This window comes from uncultured Parabacteroides sp. (genome assembly GCF_905196875.1).
GTDB lineage: Bacteria > Bacteroidota > Bacteroidia > Bacteroidales > Tannerellaceae > Parabacteroides.
Genome location: NZ_CAJJWO010000006.1, coordinates 76,740 through 96,220 on the forward strand (window position 1 = coordinate 76,740; position 19,481 = coordinate 96,220).

At 41.5% G+C, this 19,481-nt stretch carries 10 protein-coding genes; all 10 read left to right on the forward strand.

Annotated elements, in window-relative coordinates; genetic code table 11:
- Positions 1-14: 14 nt before the first annotated feature.
- Complete coding sequence (locus tag QZ076_RS03820; RefSeq protein WP_293710510.1) at positions 15-1,154, forward strand: DNA alkylation repair protein; 1,140 nt, start codon at positions 15-17, stop codon at positions 1,152-1,154.
- Positions 1,155-1,273: 119 nt separating this feature from the next.
- The gene (locus QZ076_RS03825; RefSeq protein ID WP_293710511.1) at positions 1,274-2,257 is read left to right on the forward strand and encodes a FecR domain-containing protein; all 984 of its coding nucleotides are present in this window, start codon (positions 1,274-1,276) and stop codon (positions 2,255-2,257) included.
- 212 nt (positions 2,258-2,469) lie between these two features.
- Positions 2,470-5,739: a TonB-dependent receptor gene (locus tag QZ076_RS03830; RefSeq protein WP_293710512.1), complete on the forward strand. Its 3,270-nt coding sequence runs from the start codon at positions 2,470-2,472 to the stop codon at positions 5,737-5,739.
- Positions 5,740-5,756: 17 nt separating this feature from the next.
- Positions 5,757-7,325 carry a RagB/SusD family nutrient uptake outer membrane protein gene (locus QZ076_RS03835; RefSeq protein ID WP_293710513.1) on the forward strand — a complete coding sequence of 523 codons (1,569 nt, stop codon included), beginning with the start codon at positions 5,757-5,759 and terminating at the stop codon, positions 7,323-7,325.
- A gap of 138 nt (positions 7,326-7,463) precedes the next feature.
- Positions 7,464-10,652 (forward strand): sugar-binding domain-containing protein, encoded by a 3,189-nt coding sequence (locus QZ076_RS03840; RefSeq protein ID WP_293710514.1) that lies wholly within the window; start codon positions 7,464-7,466, stop codon positions 10,650-10,652.
- 151 nt (positions 10,653-10,803) lie between these two features.
- Entirely contained in the window at positions 10,804-13,638 is a 2,835-nt protein-coding gene (locus QZ076_RS03845) for a glycoside hydrolase family 2 TIM barrel-domain containing protein (protein WP_293710569.1), read from the forward strand.
- Positions 13,639-13,720: 82 nt separating this feature from the next.
- A complete protein-coding gene (locus tag QZ076_RS03850) occupies positions 13,721-16,243 on the forward strand; it encodes a DNA translocase FtsK (RefSeq protein ID WP_293710515.1) in 2,523 nt (840 codons plus the stop codon).
- A 25-nt stretch (positions 16,244-16,268) separates the two neighbouring features.
- The gene (locus QZ076_RS03855) at positions 16,269-16,943 is read left to right on the forward strand and encodes a LolA-like putative outer membrane lipoprotein chaperone (protein ID WP_293710516.1); all 675 of its coding nucleotides are present in this window, start codon (positions 16,269-16,271) and stop codon (positions 16,941-16,943) included.
- A gap of 54 nt (positions 16,944-16,997) precedes the next feature.
- On the forward strand, positions 16,998-17,951 hold the full coding sequence (trxB, locus tag QZ076_RS03860) for a thioredoxin-disulfide reductase (RefSeq protein WP_293710517.1): 954 nt from the start codon (positions 16,998-17,000) through the stop codon (positions 17,949-17,951).
- Between the two features lie 42 nt (positions 17,952-17,993).
- Complete coding sequence (locus tag QZ076_RS03865) at positions 17,994-19,472, forward strand: family 10 glycosylhydrolase (RefSeq protein WP_293710518.1); 1,479 nt, start codon at positions 17,994-17,996, stop codon at positions 19,470-19,472.
- The last annotated feature ends 9 nt before the right edge of the window (positions 19,473-19,481 follow it).

Genomic DNA, 19,481 nt, shown 5'->3' on the forward strand with positions numbered 1-19,481 from the left:
TAAAAATTAAAAATATGGCAGAACCTTTTAAAAACATGTACAACGAGCAATTTTTCGATAGATTTTCGATAGATTTGAAACTTGTTATCAAAGATTTTGATGCTCGTGAGTTTGTATCCCAAATAATGGATAATGAATGGGAAAACAGAGAGCTTAAACAACGTTGTATGCACATTACAACAATTCTGAAAAAGTTTTTACCGGCAGATTATAAAGAGGCAATCACCAAAATACTTGAACTGTTGGATTATGTAAAAAACACACAACCTGATTTTTCAAAAATAGATGATACGAAGTTTGGCTTAACATTGGAGTATGGTCCGGTTTTAGATAATTATGTAGAACAATACGGATTGGACGATTACGAAACCTCTGTTAAAGCGATAGAAAAAATCACCCAGTTTACAAGTTGTGAATTTTCTGTTCATCCTTTTATTATAAAATATCCGGATAAAATGATGCAGCAAATGTTAGTTTGGTCGAAGCATGAACATTGGGGAGTAAGACGGCTTGCGTCAGAAGGGTGTCGTCCGCGTCTTCCCTGGGCGATGGCTTTGCCGAATTTGAAAGAAAATCCTGCCCCGATCATTCCAATTCTGGAAAACCTTAAAAACGATCCGGCGAGATTTGTGCGCTTGAGTGTTGCTAATAACTTGAATGATATAGCGAAAGATAATCCTCAAACTGTGATTGATTTGGTGAAAAGATGGCAAGGAGAGTCGAAGGAAGTGGATTGGATTATCAAACACGGTAGCCGGACACTTTTAAAACAAGGCAACCCGGAGATGATGGAACTGTTTGGTTTTAATTCTACAGTAAAAAGTGTCCACATTGAGAATTTTCAAATTTCAATACCCAAAGTTAAAGTTGGAAACTCGTTGGAATTTAGTTTTAACTTATTGAATAAGAACAATAAAAGAACCAAAATACGGCTTGAATACGGAATTTACTACCAAAAAGCGAATGGAACGTTGACAAAGAAAGTTCACAAGATCAGCGAAAAGGAGTACGCCGAAAATTCTACAACACAAATTACTCGAAAACACTCTTTTCGCGTGGTAACAACCAGGAAATTCCATCCCGGACTTCACCAGGTTGCTGTAATAATCAATGGGAATGAGTTTGAAAAGTATGATTTTGAGCTGATTGAATGATAAATACGGCATACAGTAATTAGTCTTTCCCGGAAAATTAAGAAAAATGAGAAAAATAATCAGATTTCTTTAGGGGGATTATTTTTTCTGTTCGTTTACTATATAAAGAACAGTGAATAATGGATGAAAGAATCATAAAATATTGTCAGGGAGTATTACCGAAGCAGGAACAGGATCAGCTTTTAAAAGAAGCTTATAATGATCCTGAACTGAAATCTCAGATCATAGACTATCAACATTTGCATAGTATGTTGGAGTTGGTTCCGGAAAAAGCTGATTCCCTGCAGGGACGCGAGAAATATAGGTACTTTAGAAGACTGGTGGATTCTCAAAAAAGAAAAGTGTGGTTGATCTCGTTTGGCCGGTATGCAGCAATATTAGTGATCGCTTTTGTGTCTGCGTGGATGTTAGCGTCTTACTATTTCTCCGGGAATAGTATGGAACAACAAGAGTTGATCGCATTTCAACAGGAGTTGGTGGTTCCGGCCGGACAACGTGCGGAAATCACGTTGCCCGACGGAACAAAAGTCTGGCTGAATGCAGGATCTCAATTATCGTATCCTTCATTCTTTACAAAGGAGCGAAAAGTCTTTTTGACTGGAGAAGGTTTTTTCGATGTTGCCAAAAATGAAAAAGCTCCTTTCATCGTCTCGACCCGGACAATAGATGTCAAGGCGTTGGGTACTCAGTTTAACGTATTCAGCTATCCGGAAAGCGACTATACCAGTGTCTATCTTCAGCGAGGTTCGGTGAAAGCCTATTTCCCGACATCGGAAACTGAAGGTGTCATACTTTCACCGGAGCAGTATCTGGTTCAAAGAGGAAAAGAAATGCAATTATCGACAATGGATCCGGATGAGTTACTTTGGCGTGAAGGCATTTATACTTTTAAAAAGCAAAAGTTGGGAAGCATTATAAAGAAGCTTGAATTATATTATGATGTAAAAATAATCGTAAAGGATCAGGAGATACTGAATTATGAGTATGTCGGAAAATTCCGTCAAAGGGATGGCGTATTGGAAATACTCAGGTTGATCCAGCGGATACATAAATTCAATATTAAAAAAGATGATGAATTAAACCAGATAGTGTTGAGCAAGTAAATTTATTATTAACCTTAAAATTTAGTCAGAATATGAGTCCATGAAAAATTAAAAAAATCGGCAGATGTTGGCCCATCTACCGATTTAGACGAAAAGTAACCCCATTTGTGATTAATAAATTAGTATTTACTTAACAAAACAAAGATATGAAAATAAATCCTTTGTTAACGCATTTCTTATGTCTAAAAAATTACCAAAAGACATTCAGAATTATGAAACTATCCTTTTTTATCATGTTTGTTTGTGCGTGTCAGTTGTTTGCTGCTAAAACTGAAGCACAGAATGCTGTCATCGAGTTGAAATCTAATAAACTCTCGATAGAGGAACTATTTAAGGAAATAGAAAAACAGACCGACTATCTTGTCATATATAGTACAACTGGTGTCCGTTCAAATTTCGAATTGTCTTTAACAAAAAAGAAAGCGAAAGTCTCTGAGTATCTGGAAGAGGCTTTAAATGGTCATAATCTGAAATATGAGTTTGTGAATAATTATATTATTCTGTCGAACCGGGAAGAAATGATATCCCAGCAGAACAGAAAGCAGTTGCAGGGAATTGTTTATGATCAGAATAGTGAGCCTGTTATTGGAGCTAATGTTGTTGAAAAAGGTACTCAGAATGGGACAGTGACGGATATTGATGGCAAATTTACGCTTACTATCGGACAGAATAGTTCTCTGGAAATTTCTTATATAGGTTATTTGACACAATCGGTAACGCCTAAAAATAGTAATATCAGTATCTATTTAAAGGAAGATTTACTGACTCTTGATGAGGTTGTTGTTGTGGGATATGGCGTACAGAAAAAGGTGAATGTAATCGGAGCTGTGGCCGCAGTTAATTCGGAATCGATTGAAAACAGGCCTGTAACTAATATCTCCAATGCGATTCAAGGTTTATTGCCAGGGGTGTCTGTCACTTCCGGCACAGGTCAGCCGGGACGTGATAATCCTACTCTTCGTGTCCGTGGTACCGGTACATTGAATAACTCAAATCCGATGTATGTGGTAGATGGAATGCCGGTAAGCGGTATCAGTGATATAGATCCGAATGATATTGAAGGTTTGTCTGTATTGAAAGATGCTTCGTCTGCTGCCATCTATGGATCCCGTGCTGCTAATGGTGTAATTCTCATTACCACCAAAAAAGGTTCTGACCGGGCTCCTCGTTTAAAGTATGACGGATATGTCGGATGGCAGGATGCAATTAGTTTGCCGGAATATCTTTCTTCTGCGGAATATGCTGAGTTGTATAATAAAGCATTAGTTTATGAAGGAAAAGCTCCGAGATATACAGCTGACGAGATTGCTAAATTCAGGGATGGCTCAGATCCTGATAATTATCCAGATACGGATTGGCACGATCTGTTTTATAAAACAGGTTTTATGCAAAACCATAGAGCTGAAATTAGTGGGGGGAACGGTGGAACATCTTATATGTTTTCGGTTGGTTATTTAGGGCAAGACGGTATTGTGAAAAACTCAGAATACGATCGGTATACAATAAGAGGAAATGTCAGTTCGAAAATAAGCAATGTGATCAAAGCCGGTGTAAATCTGTCTCTTATGTATGGAGATATGAAAGAGCCTATTTCTGCAAAAACAGGTTCGACGGGCTCTTTATTTACTATGGTGAATACAATCGCTCCCTTTGTCCCTTATAAATATTCAAATGGTTATTATGGTTATAATTCGGATGGAAATCCTATTTCCAATTTGGATATTAATAATATTAATAATGAAAAATGGTATTCAAGCCGTGCTGTAGGTAATATCACTTATGAACCTATCAAAGGATTGAGTATTCAGGAAAATGTTGGGTTTGAATATAAAGCTAATGTGGCGGAGTGTTTCAAAAAAGATCAACAGTTTTATAATTGGAAAACTGAAGATCCGAGTATGTATATTGGTCCTAACAGTCAAACCGATGAGCGAAGCAATCAATTGCGTGTTAATTTGCAGACGTTGGTTAATTATGATAAAACTTTCGGACTTCATGATATTGGTATTATGGCCGGATTCGAACAGGAATATACTCGTTATGACTGGACAAAAGGATACCGGATCAATTTCCTTAATAATGACTTGTGGGAATTGAATGCAGGTTCTCCGGATGGTCAGCAAGCCTCCGGTTCTGCTTACGAAATAGCTCTTCGTTCTTTTTTCGGACGTTTGAGTTATATTTACGACAACAGATATTTATTGGAAGTTAATATCAGACGGGATGGCACTTCCCGTATAGCAGAAAGCACACGATGGGGAAATTTCCCTTCTTTCTCTGCTGCCTGGCGAATTATCAATGAGTCGTTCATGGAAGGAACCAAAGATATTTTATCAGATTTAAAACTTCGTGGTGGATGGGGGAGATTAGGAAATCAGGCGATAGCCAATTATCCTTACCAATCGGTTCTTGCACAAAAGAATTACGTTTTAGGTGGGACTGTTTATCAAGGTGTTGCACCTGTGGATGGAGCAAATAAAGATATTAAATGGGAGACGACTGAAACAATCAATATAGGTTTGGATGCGGCTTTTTTATCCAATCAGTTTGTTCTTTCAATAGATGCCTATAAGAAAAAGACGTACGATATTTTAATGAAATTGCCGGTTAGTCCTCTTTATGGATTGTCTGCTCCCTATCAAAATGCGGGTGAAGTACATAATACTGGTGTTGAATTTCAAATAGGATACAAATATATGCACAAAGATTGGACAGTCGATGTTACAGGAAATGCAGCATACAATAAAAATGAAATTATTGACTTAAAAAATAACGGAGCACGGATCTGGGACGGATACACCTTTTTACAAGAAGGATATTCTATTGATTCATATGGTGGCTTTATTGTAGATGGTATCTTTAGAAATGAAGAAGAAGTAAAAAATAGTGCAGTAATAAACAGAGCAAATGCCGGCCCCGGTGATTTTAAATATAGAGATATAAAAGAGGATGGTGTTATAGATGCAGAGGACCGCGTTTATTTAGGATGCAGTACTCCTAAATGGATATTTGGACTGAATTTGTCTGCTACATGGAAAAATCTGGATGCATCTTTGTTTTTTCAGGGAGCAGCTGATGTAAAAGGTTATCTGCATTCATGGGCAATAGGTGAGTTGATGGGAGATAAAACGAAACCATCTTCTTTGTTTCGGGATGCCTGGGATGCAGAAACAAATCCCGATGGGAAATTCCCGAGGCCCTTGTCGTCCTGGTCACAAAACAGCAGTATATATTATAATTCATCATTTTGGATGAGAAATGCCTCTTACCTGCGGTTGAAAAATCTTCAGGTTGGATATACGATTCCAAGAGAATGGTTGAAAATGCTTAACATAGAAAAGGTCAGGTTCTATTACAGTGGTCAGAATATGCTCACTTTTACAAAATACCCGAAAGGATTCGATCCGGAAAGAACCTATACAGATGGCGGAACTAATCCTCTGTTGAGAGCCCATACATTTGGTGTAAATATTGTTTTCTAATTTAATACAGTGAAAAAATGAGAAATATAATTTATTCGATAATAGTTATGCTGCTTTTATCGGCGTGTAGCAGCGATTTTTTGGAAAGAAATCCATTGGATCAACCATCCAATGAGGGATTCTGGAATACAGAAAAGGATGCTATGGCAGCAGCTCTTGGATGTTATGATGGCTGGTTTTCAATGACTGAAGTCGTTTCTTTGGATTGTACTTCTGATAATGCACATGATCCGTTTCCATGGGAAGGATGGTCGGTGCAGGCGTCAGGGTATGCGACCCCCTCTGATCCGGGAACGAGTTATTTTGGATATGACAAGATGGTTCGTTACAATAATTTCTTGGAAAATATTCATCGTCCGGCAATGGATGAAACTTTAAGAACCAGACTTACTGCCGAAGTCCGTTTTTTGCGTGCATGGGATTATTTCTGGAAAGTACTGTTTTACGGAGATGTTCCTTTGGTAAAGGAAGTGTTGCCTATAACAGATGCCAATAAACCGCGTAATCCGAAAGACGAGGTTATACAATTTATTTTGGACGAACTGACGGAAATTGCTCCTCAACTGGATATTAAATATACCGGCAGTGATGTTGGTCGGGTAACCAGAGGTGCTGCATTAACACTGAGGGCTAGAACATTGTTGTTCAATAATCAGTATGCAGACTGTTTGAAAGTATGTGAAGAAATTATGCAGTTGGGATATTCCTTATTTCCGGATTATAGGGGTCTGTTCCGGATCGCTAATAAAAATAATCAGGAAGTAATAATGGATGTTCAGTATGTAGAAAATTTGTATGAAAATGGAATATTGGGTATATTACCTCCGGCCAGTAACGGAGGATGGTGCTCGATTAATCCGACCCAAAGTTTAGTAGATGTCTATGAATGTACGGATGGGAAAACGATAGAAGAGTCTCCTCTTTATAATCCGGATCAACCCTATCAAAATCGTGATCCCCGTCTTAGCGCCAGTATATTGTGTCCGGGTGATCTGTATGAAGGAAAATATTATGATCCGATAGACCAGGCTGATCCCAACGGTGATTATTATGCTCCTTACGGGCGTTCTAAAACAGGCTATCTGGTTCGTAAATATGTGGATAATTTAAGTGATTATTCTGATATGTGGAATACAGCTATGAATGCTATTGCTATGCGTTATGCGGAAGTTTTATTGATGTATGCAGAATGTAAAGTGGAATTAGGCCAGATAGACGCGTCTGTATATGATGTTCTGAATGAAATCCGGACTCGTGCCGGTATGCAGGAAGTGGATAAAGCGGTCTATTCAGGTCAAACTAAAATGAGAGAACTGGTACGCCGTGAACGCCGGGTCGAGCTGGCTTTGGAAGGCTTGCGCTGGTTTGATGTTTGTCGTTGGAAGATTGGTGAAGAAGTGATGCCCGGACAGGTGTACGGATGTCGTCTGGGTAAAGTGAATCCGGAAACGGGAGAGTTGAAACTGACGGAAGAGCGAATCAAAACGGAAGTAAGGATCTTTGATTCTGCAAAAAACTATTTGTGGCCGATCCCGCAGACAACTATTGATGCAGCTTCGGCGATAAAGCAAAATCCGGGTTACTGATAAATATATTATATAAATAATTCATTGAGGCAAAACTATCATTCAGTTTTGCCTCAATCTTCTTTCCTTTTTTGATAGGTCAAACGAAAAAAGGTAGGGGAAGCTGCTTATTCTCAAACAGGTAAAATATCATCTATAATGAAAAAAATAATCTATTATATTCTCTTGCTTTTTTCACTGCCTCTGTTTCTGGCAGCCCAAAATCCGGAACGTATATCGTTGACTGGTGATTGGAGATTTGCATTGGACTCGGCTGATGTCGGAGAAAAAGAATTATGGTATACAAAGACATTGGTTAATAAAATTAAATTACCGGGTATTACCGATGAAGGAGGTTATGGAGAAGATGTGATCGAAACAGGCAAATTATCCCGGTTGCATAAATATATAGGAAAGGCATGGTACCAAATGGATATTACCATACCGAAAAACTGGAAAAATAAAAACGTGTCTCTCTTTTTTGAACGGGTCATGTGGAAAAGTCAATTGTGGTTGAATGATAAATATATCGATAGCCGGGAATCATTATTGACTCCTCATTGTTATTCTTTAGGTAAATTATCTCCGGGTACGTACACGCTGACTTTGTGTATTGACAATAGGGAAATTTATCCGATCGGTAACGAATGGGGGCATAGTTATGGCGATCAAACACAGATTATCTGGAATGGGATAATCGGAAAAATGGAAATGTCATCTCATCCGGATGTACAAATTGAGTTGGTTCGTACTTTTCCTGATGATACGGGAAAACTGGATGTAGAGGTTTCTGTTTTGAACCGAACGGAAAAAAAGCAGAAACTGGAATTGTTCTTTGAATTGAAAGACAGAAAAACAGGAACGGTTGTTGATGAATTGCATTCTGATTACCTAGCATCTTCCGGAAAGAATGTAATAGTTAAAACCCTTAAAGTCTCTGACCCTGATCTTTGGGACGAGTTTTCACCCTCTTTGTATGAACTAACATGTTCGGCGAAAAGCAAGTTTGGAAAAGATGCTTATGAGCCTGTTATCTTTGGATTCCGTTCCATTGGGAGAACAGATGATTATATAACGGTAAATGGTCTAAAACGTTATTTGAGAGGAAATCTTGATTGTGCGGTTTTTCCACTGACTGGATATCCGGCCACAGATAAAGAGAGTTGGCTCCGTATTTTTCAGGCCTATAAAGATTATGGATTAAATCATGTTCGTTTCCATTCATGGACTCCTCCTAAGGCTGCATTTGAAGCCGCAGACGAATTGGGCTTGTATGTATTAAGTGAAATATTTTGGCGGGACGGATGGATGGGAAAAGCATTGGATATTGAAGAGGTAGAACCTTTCCTTCGTCCGGAATTGAGAAGGATTGCCGATGCTTATGGAAACCATCCGTCTCTGGTTATGCTGGCTATGGGAAATGAATTGGGGGGATTTGATAGAAACAAATTGGATCCCTGGATCAAAGAAGTGAAAGAACATGATCCCCGGCATTTTTATACAGCATCTGTAAGACGGCCTGTTACAACAAATTCGGATATAAATTTTCAGGGAGATCTGTCGTCTCCCTATCCGTTACTTTTTATTAATGAGGGACGGTTGTCTACAAATTGGGATTATGCCCCTTGGTATGGAGATGCATCTCCGTTGCCTTCTATTCAACATGAAGTAGGACAATGGGTATTTTATCCTGATTGGAATGAAGTAAATAAATACACGGGAAACCTTAGAGCACGGTCAATGGAGTCTTACAGAGAACTGGCCTGGCAACGCGGTGTATATGAGCAGAATAAGGAATTTATATTGTCATCCGGATTTCAGTCTATGGCACTGTATAAAGAAAATATAGAATCTTTATTAAGAACTCCTTATTGTGGAGGGTTCCAGTTGCTGAGTATTCAAGACTTTCCCGGACAAGGTGTTGCTTTGATAGGTTGGCTGGATTCTTTTTATGACAATAAAGGTATTGTTACACCGGAAAGGTTCAAAAATTGGTGTAATACAACGGTTCCGCTTATGCGGACTCCTTCCTATATTTATACATCTGCCGATACATTGAAAATTGGGATCGAAGTTTTACATTTTGCCGACAAAGATATAAAGAATGCACAGATTGACTGGCGAATAAGAAATGATGATGGTTACGTTTGGGATAAAGGGACTTTTGATCATTATGATATTAAAAATGCAACGTTGAATAAAGTCGGGCAGTTATCGGTTTCGCTGGCAAAAATAGATCGTTCACAAAAACTTTTGCTGGAAGTTTCTGTTCGGGGTACTGTCTTTAAGAATGATTGGCATTTATGGGTCTTCTGCAAACAGAAGGAAGTGAAAAATAATTTTGTGATAGAAACAACCTCGGTGACAGACGCTCTTGAATATTTGAAGGCAGGAAAGACTGTCATTCTTTGGGCGCATCAGTTAGGTAGTAGCAAGAATGCGGGATATGCTCAGTGGAAACCTACGTTCTGGCAGGCAGGAAACCAGGGTAATGAAGGATTCACAAACGGAGCTGTCATCAGGAATACACATCCGGCACTCAAAGATTTCCCTACAGATAATTATCTGGATTTCCAGTGGTTTGATATTTGTAAAGGAGGCCGTGGGTTCGATCTGGACGGACTTCCTCATACAATACGTCCCATTGTGCAACCGATTCATGATTTTCATTTTAACCGGAAATTAGGTGCTGTTATGGAATTTGCTGGCAGAGAAGGAGGTAAGATTTTAATCTGTGGTTATAACTTGGTGGATTCGTTGGAGAAACGACCGGCAGCGCAGGCATTGAAAAATAGTCTGATGCAATATGTATCTTCTTCTGATTTTCAGCCGCGTGAAAGTATTGACTACGATTGGATGAAACGTGAATTATACGATATAAATGCACCTTACTTAGCTCCCGGAGAATTTGAAAAAGCGTATCTCTATGTAAAAGCCGGAGGACGTCTGGAACAAAATGGGACAACGGAGTGGGCACTTGAAAAGGATGCTTCTACTTTTTATGAAACAGATAAATATGGATATCGTGTTCATTGTGATCATATAATTGTGAATGAGTCATTTTCGGCATGGCAAGGTAAAAAGATACAGTTGGATTTGAAGATTCCCTTTGATTTTAGCGGGGAGATAAAATTGTTATTATGTAATCCCGATGAAAAAGAGAGAAAAGGAACTCTTTTTTTTAATGGAAAGGAAACAGTTTTCGATAGTATTCCGCAAAAAGGAAAATGGATCACACTCCGAATGAATCCGGGAGAATCATTATTAGGTAATATCAGTATTGCCTTAAGTTCTCTTTGTGATGAATCATTACTAATCGGTGAAATAGCCATAATGCCTAAGCACTAATTCGTTCATAAAACAATTGCAGTATATTATTATGATGAGTATAAAAAGAGATACCTGTAAGCATTTATGTGGCTTACTTTTCTATTGGATGGTATTTATGTTTTCATTTGTGGAAACTTATGCGGGGAATGCAGCCCGGATTAGTTATTCTATGAATACTGACTGGGCTTTTTTTCGTGGAGATATAAAAGGAGGAGAATCGGCGGTTTTAGCCGATTCTCTTTGGATACCGGTTTCCGTTCCCCACATCATGCAGTTGGAAAGGAAACATTGCGGGGGAGATGTCATTTATGATGGAATAGGCTGGTATCGTCGTTATTTCACAATCAGTTCAGCATATAAAAATAAAAATATCCGTGTTGCGTTTGAAGGTGTAATGACCTCGTGCAAAGTGTATATCAACGGTTGTGAAATAACTGAAAATCAAGGAGGATATATCGGTTTTGTTGCAGATATTACAGATAAAGTGAATTTTGACGGAAACAATGTGTTGGCGGTACGGGTATCAGCCGAATATGATCCGTTGACACCTCCGGGAAAACCTCAGGAAGGTCTGGATTTTTATTATTATAGTGGTATATACAGGGATGTGGATCTGATAATTTCGGATAAGTTGCATGTCACAGATCCTTTGGAAGAGAATGAAGTGGCCGGAGGTGGTGTTTTCGTTACTTATCCCGAAGTGACAAAAGAACGGGCGCGGGTACATGTTAAGACACATGTCAGGAATCGGTATGATATGTCCCGGAAAGGATATCTTCTGACCCGTCTGGTCGATTCAAATGACAGAGAAATTGTCAGTAAACAAATCCCTTTTTCGTTAAAAGCCGGTACCGGTATTCATTTGGAGCAAGATTTGCTGATCGAAAAACCGTCTCTATGGCATCCTTATAATCCTTGTTTATATGAATTAAAAACCGAAGTGAGAATTGACGATAAAGTCGTAGATGAAGTTTCCCGGAAAATAGGGATACGTTCTATCCGATATACGACAGATGATGGTTTTCTTATTAACGGAGAAAAATTGTATATGCGTGGAGTGAATCGTCACCAAGCTTATCCATATGTTGGTGATGCAGCATCAAATTCGATGCAGGAGAGAGAGGTGATTGATATGAAGCAGGGAGGATACAATGCTGTGCGTGCGGCCCATTACCCGCATGATCCCGCGTTTCTTGAAGCTTGCGATAAACATGGTCTGTTAGTTATCGAATGTATTCCGGGGTGGCAGTATTTTAATACTGATACGACTTTTATTAACCGGGTTTACGAAGTTGGTAGCAGAATGATCAGACGTGACAGGAATCATGCTTCTGTTGTTTTGTGGGAAACAGCGTTGAATGAAACCCGTTATCCGAAAGAAATAGCTCGGAAACTTTATGAGATAGCTCATGAGGAGTATCCCGGTGATCAGATGTATACTGCCGGTGATTATTTCGGTCATACGGATCTTGTGGATTGTTATGATGTTTTTTATAAGCAAGTATCCCGTTTCCCGAAAGACGGAAATGTCATGAGTAACTATCCGGAAGATCAGGTAGTCGTTAAACCCTTACTGACTCGCGAATGGGGAGACGGAGCGGGAGAAAAGCCTCGTGTAAGTATAACCGAAAATGAAGAAGAACAGGTAAAGCAATGCAATACCCGTTATGAACAACTGGAAGGAAAAGGATATTTTGATTGGTGTATGCTGGATGCCAATGAACGTCTGGGAGGACATTTCTTGTGGAGCTATAATGATTATAATCGGGGAAGCCAAGAAACGACAATGTATTGCGGAGTTGTGGATGTGAACCGTGCCCCGAAGTTTAGTTATTATATGATGCAAAGCATGCGTGATAAGAACGTTAGTCAGAAAGGGTTATATGAAGGTCCGATGGTTTTTATCGCTTCCCGGAATACACCACCGGAGAGAAAAGATTCGGTGCAGGAAATAACGGTTTTTTCTAACTGCGACGCAGTGAAACTTTACAGAAACAGGCAGCTTGTAGCGGTACAGACTCGTTTGGAACGTGCTTTACTTCGTCCAAATATCGTAAAAAAGGGAGGAAGTCCGGAATTCTCTTTTCGGCTCGATGGATATGAACCCGGCGAGTTGATGGCCGAAGGTATTTCGCAAGGTAGGGTGGTAACCACGCATACGGTACATACTCCTGGTAAACCTCATCATCTGGAAGTCTTTTTCCGGCATAATAATATTGTGCCAATTGCGGACGGAAGTGATATGATTCCAGTCTATATAAGGGTTTGTGATGAAAACGGGACATTGGTAAATAACTCTGCTGATATAATCACATTGTCGATAGATGGAGAGGGAGATATTATTGGTGGTGATATCGAGCGGATAGGTGTTAGCCGCCAACAAGTTGAAGGAGGAATTGGTTTTGCTTTTATCCGGACAAGTAAATGCCCTGGAGATATTATTGTTAAGGCGGAAGCTGAAGGTTTACTCGGAGGTACATCTACTATAAAAAGCCTACCTTATAAGGGACAGTTATTGCCGGATGGTATTCATGCCTCTTTTAAAGGTAACGAAGAGGATGGTGTAGTTGAAAGAATGAATGTAAAGGAAAGGAAGTTATTGAATCTTCCGGTATTACTACCCCAAAAAGTAACGGCTACCAGCTCCCATTCTTCTTATCCTGTAACAAATCTTGTAGACAGGGATGACAGTAGTTGGTGGATTGCGGATACAGACTCTCTTCCTCAGGTGGTGACTCTTACTTTTGATACACCGGTTTATATCAAGGCTAGCCGTATTCTTTTTCAAAAGGATAGTTCCTTGTATGGGCATAAAGTAGAAGTATCGTCTGATGGCTCAGGCTGGACTTTGGTTTATGAACAGGAATGTACTGGTTGGGAGTTTAAGCCAGTCGAGTTAAATTGTACTCATGTAAAATATTTTCGTATTACTATAAATAGCGTATCGGAAGGACGCGCAGGTATGGGAGAAGTAACTCTGTTCGGTAAACATAATCCGGATTAATTTATCAAATCGGATAACTCGCTTTTTCCTTTGGTTGACTGAAGATAATCCCGTATATTTGCAAGTTATAACGAGGATTTATATGGCAAAGAAAGCAACTGCAACAAAACAAAATAGTAACAGCGAGCCTGGTAAATTCGCTGCAATGAAAGCCTTTTTCAGTAGTGAACGTACCCGTTTTATTACCGGACTGGTGATAGCTATTATCACTATTTATATCGGATTATCCCTGATCTCTTTCTTCTTTACGGGAGGGGCCGATCAGAGCAAAATAGAGAATGTTCCGCTATCGGATCTTTTGACTAACAGAGGATCGGTGGAGAACTGGACGGGAGTACGCGGTGCTTTCCTGGCTGATTTGTTGATGAATCGCTGGTTCGGTATCTCTTCTTTTATGATCCTGTTTTTCCTGGGGTCGGTCGGGGCAAAGATGATGAACCTGCGCAAGGTATCCTTGCTGAAACGTTTCCTGTTCAGTGCCGCTATGCTGGTTTGGGGATCGTTGTTTTTTGCTTTTGTTTTTATCACCGGATATGAAGATACCTTTATTTATTTAGGCGGTCAACATGGATATTACCTGTCTGAAATGATGATTACCAATATCGGTATTCCCGGAACGATCCTGCTGCTGGCCGGAGTGTTCCTGATCATAGCCATATTCAGCAGCAAGAAAACAATACCGTTCCTGCAAAGCCTGCTTTCTTTCGGTTGGTTGAAGAACCGTCTGAAAAGGGAAAAGAAAGAAGATACGGAAGACGATACGACTTCGGAAGACGATACCGCATCCGAACATCTTATTGCCGACCAACCGGACGAACGACCGGAAACAGATGATTTTGTTTTTGATACGGCAAAAGAAATGGAGTCTGCCGGCGAGGTGGAAAGCTATCGTAAGCCTGAACCGCGTACTGAAACCTATTCGAATATATCCAACGACGATACATTTGAGGTAACAGTCCCTCAAGAGGAAGAAGCATATGATATTCCGGATGCAGGAAATCAACCCGATGATCCGGAAGACCTTCCGGGAGATCCTCGTTTTACGGTGGAAGTTCCCGCTGGCGACGATGAGGTATACGATGCTTCTTCACTGGGTGAATACGATCCGAAGCTCGATCTGTCCGGTTTCCGTAACCCGCCGATCGAACTGCTGAAAAAATATGATGTGAGCGAACATCAGGTCGATATGGAAGAACAGATGGCCAACCAGAAACGTATCAAGCAGACATTGGAAAGTTTTGGTATCAGTATCTCTTCTATCAAGGCGACGGTGGGGCCGACCATTACATTATATGAAGTAATCCCGGATACCGGTGTCCGTATCTCGAAGATCAAGAACCTGGAAGATGATATTGCCCTGAACCTGTCGGCTTTGGGTATTCGTATCATTGCCCCGATGCCGGGTAAGGGAACGATCGGTATCGAGGTGCCGAATAAAGACCCGCAGATCGTATCCATGCAGTCGGTGGTGGCTTCCCGTAAATTCCAGGAGTCCAAATATGACCTGCCGGTTGTGTTGGGTAAGACGATTACCAACGAGATATTTATGTTCGACCTGTGTAAGATGCCTCACTTATTGGTGGCCGGTGCTACCGGACAAGGTAAGTCAGTCGGTCTGAATGCGGTGATAACCTCTTTATTATATAGAAAGCATCCGTCTGAACTGAAGTTTGTGCTGGTCGACCCGAAGATGGTAGAGTTCGGAATCTATTCCGACCTGGAACGTCATTACCTGGCAAAATTGCCTGATGCTGACAAGGCGGTGATTACAGATTGCACGAAGGTGATTATGACGCTGAACTCCGTTTGTAAAGAAATGGACGACCGTTATGAGTTGCTGATGAAAGCGCATGTGCGTAATATAAAGGAATATAACGCTAAATTTATCTCCCGTCACCTGAATCCGGAGAAGGGACATAAGTTCATGCCGTTTATCGTCGTGATTATCGACGAGTTCGGCGACCTGATCATGCAGGCTGGTAAAGAGATTGAAACGCCGATTGCCCGTATTGCACAGAAAGCACGTGCCGTCGGTATCCATATGATCATTGCTACGCAGCGTCCGTCTACCAATATCATTACCGGTATTATCAAGGCGAACTTCCCGGCCCGTATGGCCTTCCGTGTGATGCAGATGGTCGACTCGCGTACGATCCTGGATGCACCCGGTGCCAACCAGTTGATCGGTCGTGGTGACTTGCTGTTCTCGCAGGGTGGGGAAACGAATCGTGTTCAATGCGCTTTTGTGGATACGCCTGAAGTAGAACAGATCGTAAATTATATCTCCGGCCAGGCCGGTTATGCTACCGCCTTCCTGTTGCCTGAATATGTGGGAGAGGGTGGCGAAGATAAAGCTCCGGGCTCTGTCGACCTGTCGGATCGCGATCCATTGTTTGATGAAGCGGCCCGTCTGATCGTTATCCAGCAACAGGGTTCCACCTCGCTTATCCAGCGTAAGTTCGCGATCGGTTACAACCGTGCCGGACGTCTGATGGACCAGTTGGAAGCAGCCGGAATCGTAGGACCGTTTGAAGGAAGTAAGGCGCGTCAGGTATTGATCCAGGACGAGTATAATCTGGAACAACTGCTGAACTCCTTGAAATAAATCTATTAACCAGCAAGTGTTATTTATGGAAAGAGAAAAGAAAATCAGAATATGGCGGGGGATTGCTTTTGTGGGTCTTCTGTTATGTCTCCTTTTCGGTGTCAGAGTGATAAGCAGGGCACAAAATCCGGTATCGATTCTCGATAAGGCAGCTTCTGCCTATGAGAATTCCAATGGTATCTCTGCTTCCTTTGCTTTGAATACCCGTTCCGATATGCAGAAAATGTCGGAAAGTTTCGAAGGAACGATTAATATGAGAGGGGATAAGTTTACCTTGGTCACTCCGGATATGATTACCTGGTTTGATGGAAAGACGCAATGGAGCTACGTGGAACGTAACGACGAAGTGAATGTCAGTACCCCTTCCGGAGAAGAATTGCAGTTTACCAATCCCGCCATTTTATTACGTGTATATAAGAAGGGTTTTACTCCTAAATATATCGGGGAAAGTACGGCTGCAAACGGAAAAGCGGCCTACGATATAGAGCTGACGCCAAAGAAGAAAGGAGATATCATCCGGGTGGAGTTGCAGATCGAAAAGTTCTCGAACTTCCCGGCTGCAATCAAAGTCGAGGCAAAAAACGGTATTACCAATACGATCCATATCAGTAAACTGAAAACGGGTGTAAACCAACCGGACGACTTTTTTGTTTTTAAGGAAGGTGACTATCCGGATGCAGAGGTGATCGATCTCCGTTAAAAGACAATAGAGTGATTCCTTAAATTAATTATCAATTATCAATAAATAAACGCTATGAGCAATTCAACAAATGAAAAGGTCCGTTGCCTGATTATAGGTTCCGGTCCTGCAGGATATACAGCAGCAATTTATGCTTCACGTGCAAACTTATCACCCGTATTGTATGAAGGTATTCAGCCGGGCGGACAGCTTACGACAACAACGGAAGTGGAGAATTTCCCCGGTTATCCGGAAGGCATCACCGGCCCGGAACTGATGGAAGACCTGAAGCAGCAGGCATTGCGTTTTGGTGCGGATATCCGTTTTGGAATTGCTACGGAAACCGATCTTTCCGCTGCTCCTTACAAGGTGACGATCGACGGTGAAAAAGTAATTGAAACGGAAGCCCTGATCATTGCAACCGGTGCGACAGCCAAGTATCTGGGTATTCCCGATGAACAAAAATATGCCGGAATGGGTGTTTCTGCCTGTGCTACCTGCGACGGTTTCTTCTATCGTAAGAAAGTCGTTGCTGTTGTGGGAGGTGGAGATACGGCTTGTGAGGAAGCTGTTTACCTGGCCGGATTGGCAAAGCAGGTGTACCTAATTGTCCGTAAACCTTTCTTGCGTGCGTCGAAAGTCATGCAGGAACGCGTATTCAATACGCCGAACATCATGGTTCTGTTTGAGCACAACACGATCGGCCTGTTTGGCGAAAATGGTGTGGAAGGTGCCCACTTGGTAAAACGGATGGGTGAATCGGATGAAGAAAAAGTGGATATTGCCATCGATGGTTTCTTCCTCGCTATCGGACATAAACCGAACTCGGATATATTTAAACCGTGGATCGATACGGATGAAGTAGGATACATCAAGACTGTACCCGGAACACCGCGTACAAAAGTGCCCGGAGTTTTTGCCGCAGGCGACGTTGCCGATCCTCATTACCGTCAGGCTATTACAGCAGCCGGAACAGGTTGTCAGGCGGCTATCGAGGCTGAGCGGTATTTGTCGGAAATTGGAAAATAACGAAAAAGTACTACCTTTGCCCCGCTGAATAAATAAGTGGAAATGAGAAAGTATTGCCTGTTATTCCTGGTCCTTTTATTGCTTCATCCGGTTGGAGCAGTTGAATCTCCGAAGCACGAGATACGTGCTGTCTGGCTAACTACCGTCTATGGACTGGACTGGCCTAAAAAGCCGGCTACAACGGAAGCGGGAAGAAAGGCCCAGCAACAGGAGTTATGCAATATACTCGACCGGTTGGCTGATGCGAATTTCAACACCGTATTTCTGCAAGTTCGTTTGCGGGGGGATGTTATTTATCGTTCGGCAATAGAACCGGCATCCAAAACTTTCTCAGGTAAATATGGAACAATGCCCGGATACGATCCGTTGGCTTTTGCGATAGAAGAATGTCACAAACGGGGGATGGAATGCCATGCCTGGTTTGTGACATTTCCTGTTGGTACGGAGAAGGCTGTCAAAGAACAGGGGAAATTGTCTGTCGTAAAACGCCATCCGAAACTGTGTAAACGTCATAACGGGGAATGGTATCTCGATCCGGGTGTGCCGGAGACTGCCGATTATATTTTATCTCTGGTAAAGGAGGTGGTGAACGGATATGATATCGACGGGATCCAGTTTGACTATATCCGTTATCCGGAGCAGGCCAAGAGTTTCCCGGATAAAGCCGTTCATAATAAATACGGTAAATCGCAGAAATTGCCTGACTGGCGGCGCGAGAATATCAACAAGATGGTCTATCGTATTTATGACTGGGTGAAACAGGCAAAGCCCTGGGTGCAGGTCAGCAGTTCGCCATTGGGTAAGTATAACCGGATCGAACGTGTTCCCAATGCCGGTTGGACAGCTTATGAAAGTGTCTTCCAGGACCCCAAGATGTGGATGCAGAAGGGAAAGCAGGACATGATCGTTCCGATGATGTATTATCTGCATGAAAACTTCTTCCCGTTTGTAGACAACTGGGTGGAGAATTGTAACGGACGTCTGGTCGTGCCGGGACTGGGAGCTTACCGCATGGAGAAGAATGAAGCGGACTGGACGGTAAACGATATTACTGACCAGATAGATTACAGCCGTTATTATGGAGGTGCAGGCTGTACCTTTTTCCGTTGCGAGAATGTATTGGATAATTCGAAAGGACTTTATAATGAGTTGAAAGATAATTATTATAAATACCCGGCACAGTTATTGCCTCTCACCTGGTTGAGCGATAGGGTGCCTGCGGCTCCGGCAGAGATCCATGTGGAGAAGGAGGGAAGCGACCTGAAACTGTCCTGGCAGAAACCACCGGTGGAAAAGGAAGACCTGACTTATACGGTTTATTATTCATTGACGGACTCTATCGATACGTTGTCGGCTAAATCTATTCTGGCTACCGGAGTGCGGGATACGGTTCTTTATCTTCCGGTTGCTCCGAATGCGGAGAGAGGATATAGCTTCAGCGTTTCGGCTTCCACCCGTTACCATATCGAAAGTGTTGTATCGCCTGATACTTATTATTATCTTTCCGAATTTCCTAAATAATATTAACGG